Raw genomic sequence first — 5403 nt, forward strand, 5'->3', positions numbered from 1 at the left:
GCACAGGTGTGTTAACCTTAACAGGTAGTGATACGCTTGCCAACTATCAGGCGGCTTTACGTAGTGTGACCTATCAAAACACTTCTGATAATCCAAGCACCTTAGCACGTACCGTGAGCTTTGTCGTTAATGATGGCGATGTGAACTCAAGTGCGGTGACAAGTACGATTAATATCACCGCGGTGAATGACGCGCCGGTTGTGGTGGCAGGCGGTGCGATAAGTTATACGGAACAGTCGCCAGGTGCGGTCATTAATGGTTCGCTTACCGTGAATGATGCGGATGATACCAATATTGAAAGCGCAAGTGTTACGATCAGCAATAACTATGTTAATGGTGAGGATATCTTAGCATTTGCGAATACTGCTAATATCACGGGAAGCTTTAATTCAGGAACTGGTGTGTTAACCTTAACCGGTAGTGATACAGTCGCTAATTATCAGGCAGCATTACGTAGTGTGACCTATCAAAATACGTCTAATAATCCAAATACCTTAGCACGTACCGTGAGCTTTGAGGTGAATGATGGCGATGTCAACTCAACACCAGTCACCAGTACAATTAATATCACCGCGGTGAATGATGCTGCGGTGGTTACCGCAGGTGCGGTGTTAAGTTATACCGAAAACGACAGTGCAACAGTGATTGATAATACCATTGCCATTAGTGATGTTGATGATACCAACCTTGAAAGTGCAACTATTTCAATTACGGGTAACTTTGCAGCAGGACAAGATGTGTTGGCGTTTGTCAATACTGCCAATATCATCGGCAGCTTTAATGCAGGCACAGGTGTGTTAACCCTAACCGGTAGTGATACAGTCGCTAATTATCAGGCAGCATTACGCAGTGTGACCTATCAAAACACTTCAGATAATCCAAGCACGTTAGCACGTACGGTAAGCTTTGTCGTTAATGATGGAGATGTTGACTCAAGTGCGGTGACAAGTACGATTAATGTGACAGCAGTGAATGATGCACCGGTTGTGGTGGCAGGAGGTACGTTAAGCTATACCGAGAATGACTCTGCCAGTGCCATTGATGTGGCGCTTACTGTGAATGATGCGGATGATACCAATATCGAAAGCGCAAGTGTTACGATTAGCAATAACTATGTTAATGGTGAGGATATCTTAGCATTTGTGAATACTGCCAATATTACCGGTAGCTTTAATGCAGGCACCGGTGTGTTAACCTTAACAGGTAGTGATACAGTCGCTAATTATCAGGCAGCATTACGTAGTGTGACCTATCAAAACACTTCTGATAATCCAAGTACCTTAGCACGTACTGTGAGTTTTGTTGTTAATGATGGCGATGTCAACTCAAGTGCGGTGACAAGTACCATTAATATGACCGCAGTGAATGATGCTGCGGTAGTTACAGCTGGTGCGGTGTTAAGTTATACCGAAAACGATAGTGCCACAGTGATTGATAATACCATTGCCATTAGTGATGTTGATGATACCAATCTTGAGAGTGCAACAATCGCGATTAGTAACAACTATGTTAATGGTCAAGATGTGTTGGCATTTGTGAATACTGCGAATATTACCGGTAGCTTTAATGCAGGCACAGGTATGTTAACCTTAACAGGTAGTGATACAGTCGCTAATTATCAGGCAGCATTACGTAGTGTGACCTATCAAAACACTTCAGATAATCCAAATACCTTAGCACGAACAATCACCTTTGTGGTGAATGATGGTGATGTGAACTCAAGTGCGGTGACAAGTACGATTAATATCACCGCGGTGAATGATGCACCAGTTATGGTGGCAGGTGGCACGTTAAATTATACAGAAAATGCACCAGCGAGTGTGATAGATGCTGGTATTAGTATTAATGATGTTGACGATACCCATATTCAAAGTGCAAGTGTTAGCATGATTGGTAATTATGTTAATGGTGAAGATATCTTAGCGTTTATCAGTACTGCTAATATTACTGGTAGCTTTAATGCTGCTAGCGGTGTATTAACCTTAAGTGGTAGTGATACGCTTGCCAATTATCAGGCAGCATTGCGTAGTGTGACCTATCAAAATACTTCAGATAACCCAAGTACGCTATCAAGAACCGTTAGATGGTTAGTGAATGATGGCGATGCCAATTCAAACCTTGCCACCAGTACCATTAATGTGACTGCGGTGAATGATGTTCCCGTTTTATCTGCTGGAGGCGTATTAAGCTATAGTGAAAACGACCCAGCGACAGTGATTGATAATACCATTGCCATCAATGATGTTGATGATACCAACCTTGAAAGCGCAACCATTACCATTAGCAATAACTATGTTAATAGTGAGGATATCTTAGCATTTGCAGATACTGCTAATATTACCGGAAGCTTCAATGCGGGTACAGGCGTATTAACCTTAACAGGTAGTGATACAGTCGCTAATTATCAGGCGGCATTACGCAGTGTGACGTATCAAAACACTTTAGATAATCCAAGTACCTTAGCACGTACGGTGAGCTTTGTGGTGAATGATGGTGATGCCAATTCGACGCCAGTTACCAGTACGATTAATATCACCGCGGTGAATGACGCACCGGTTGTCGTCGCAGGTGGTACGTTAAGCTATACCGAAAACGATAGTGCCACAGTGATTGATAACACCATTGCCATTAGTGATGTTGATGATACCAACCTTGAAAGTGCAACCATTACCATTAGCAATAACTATGTCAATGGTGAGGATGTGTTAGCGTTTATAAATACGGCGAATATTACCGGTAGCTTTAATGCAGGCACAGGTGTGTTAACCTTAACCGGTAGTGATACAGCCGCTAATTATCAAGCGGCATTACGTAGTGTGACCTATCAAAACACTTCAGATAATCCAAGTACCTTAGCACGTACCGTGAGCTTTGTGGTGAATGATGGTGATGTAAACTCAAGTGCGGTCACCAGTACGATTAATGTGACAGCAGTGAATGATGCTGCGGTGGTTACAGCTGGTGCGGTCTTAAGTTATACCGAAAACGACGCAGCCAGTGTGATAGATAATACCATTACCATCAATGATGTTGATGATACCAACCTTGAAAGCGCAAGTGTTACGATTAGCAATAACTATGTTAATGGTGAGGATATCTTAGCATTTGTGAATACTGCCAATATTACCGGAAGCTTTAATGCAGGCACAGGTGCGTTAACCTTAACAGGTAGTGATACAGTCGCTAATTATCAAGCGGCATTACGCAGTGTGACCTATCAAAACACGTCTGATAATCCAAGTACCTTAGCGCGTACTGTGAGCTTTGTGGTGAATGATGGCGATGTCAACTCAACACCAGTCACCAGTACGATTAATATCACCGCGGTTAATGATGCTGCAGTGGTTACCGCAGGTGCGGTGTTAAGTTATACCGAAAACGACAGTGCCACAGTGATTGATAATACCATTGCCATTAGTGATGTTGATGATACCAACCTTGAAAGTGCAACCATTACCATTAGCAATAACTATGTCAATGGTGAGGATGTGTTAGCGTTTGTAAATACGGCGAATATCACAGGAAGCTTTAATGCAACCACTGGGGTATTAACCCTAACAGGTACTGACACGCTTGCCAACTATCAGGCAGCATTACATAGTGTGACCTATCAAAACACGTCTGATAATCCAAGCACCTTAGCACGTACCGTGAGCTTTGTCGTGAATGATGGTGATGTAAACTCAAGTGCGGTTACAAGTACCATTAATGTGACCGCAGTCAATGATGCTGCGGTGGTTACCGCAGGTGCGGTGTTAAGTTATACCGAAAACGACGCAGCCAGTGTGATAGATAATACCATTGCCATTAGTGATGTTGATGATACCAACCTTGAAAGTGCAACCATTACCATTAGCAATAACTATGTCAATGGTGAGGATGTGTTAGCGTTTGTAAATACGGCGAATATCACAGGAAGCTTTAATGCAACCACTGGGGTATTAACCCTAACAGGTACTGACACGCTTGCCAACTATCAGGCAGCATTACGTAGTGTGACCTATCAAAACACGTCTGATAATCCAAGCACCTTAGCGCGTACTGTGAGCTTTGTGGTGAATGATGGCGATGTCAACTCAACACCAGTCACCAGTACGATTAATATCACCGCGGTGAATGACGCACCGGTTGTGGTGGCAGGTGGTACGTTAAGCTATACCGAGAATGCCTCTGCCAGTGTCATTGATGTGGCGCTTACCGTGAATGATGCGGATGATACCAATATTGAAAGCGCAAGTGTTACGATTAGCAATAACTATGTTAATGGTGAGGATATCTTAGCATTTGCGAATACTGCTAATATCACGGGAAGCTTTAATGCAGGAACTGGTGTGTTAACCCTAACAGGTAGTGACACGCTTGCCAACTATCAAGCGGCTTTACGCAGTGTGACCTATCAAAACACTTCTGATAATCCAAGTACCTTAGCACGTACCGTGAGCTTTGTTGTTAATGATGGTGATGTCAACTCAAGTGCGGTGACAAGTACGATTAATATTACCGCGGTGAATGATGCACCAGTTATGGTAGCAGGTGGCACGTTAAATTACACAGAAAATGCGCCAGCGAGTGTGATAGATACTGGTATTAGTATTAATGATGTTGACGATACCCATATTCAAAGCGCAAGTGTTAGCATGATTGGTAATTATGTTAATGGTGAAGACATCTTAGCATTTGCGAATACTGCTAATATTACCGGTAGCTTTAATGCTGCCAGCGGTGTATTAACCTTAAGTGGTAGTGATACGATCGCTAATTATCAGGCAGCATTGCGTAGTGTGACCTATCAAAATACTTCAGATAACCCAAGTACGCTGTCAAGAACCGTTAGATGGTTAGTGAATGATGGCGATGCCAATTCAAATCTTGTCACTAGCACCATTAATGTGACTGCGGTGAATGATGTTCCCGTTTTATCTGCTGGAGGCGTATTAAGCTATAGTGAAAACGACCCAGCGACAGTGATTGATGGATTACTGAGCATGTCTGATGTTGATGACACGAATATTGAAGGTGCAACAGTAACGATTAGTAATAACTATGTCAATGGTGAGGATATCTTAGCATTTGCGAATACTGCTAATATCACGGGAAGCTTTAATGCAACAACAGGTGTGTTAACCTTAACAGGTAGCGATACAGTCGCTAATTATCAAGCGGCGTTAAGATCAGTTACTTATCAGAATTTATCATCTAATCCAAACACATTATCACGCACGATTAGTTGGACGACAAATGACGGTGATGGAAACTCAAATATAGCGACCAGTACTGTGAATTTAGGTGCGATTAATAATGCGCCCATTGTAAATGCTGGCGGTGTTGTTAATTATATTGAAAATGCCAGTGCCATTGTTATTGATAATGGTATTACGTTATCTGATGCAGATGATACGCATG

Annotated in this window: 1 protein-coding gene; it reads left to right on the top strand. The window is 42.6% G+C overall.

What is annotated here, in order from left to right; translation table 11 throughout:
• On the top strand, positions 1-5403 hold a 5403-nt coding region (locus DNJ75_RS14120), incomplete at both ends, for a beta strand repeat-containing protein (RefSeq protein WP_206609120.1).

The organism is Cysteiniphilum litorale (assembly GCF_003428165.1).
Lineage (GTDB): Bacteria > Pseudomonadota > Gammaproteobacteria > Francisellales > Francisellaceae > Caedibacter > Caedibacter litoralis.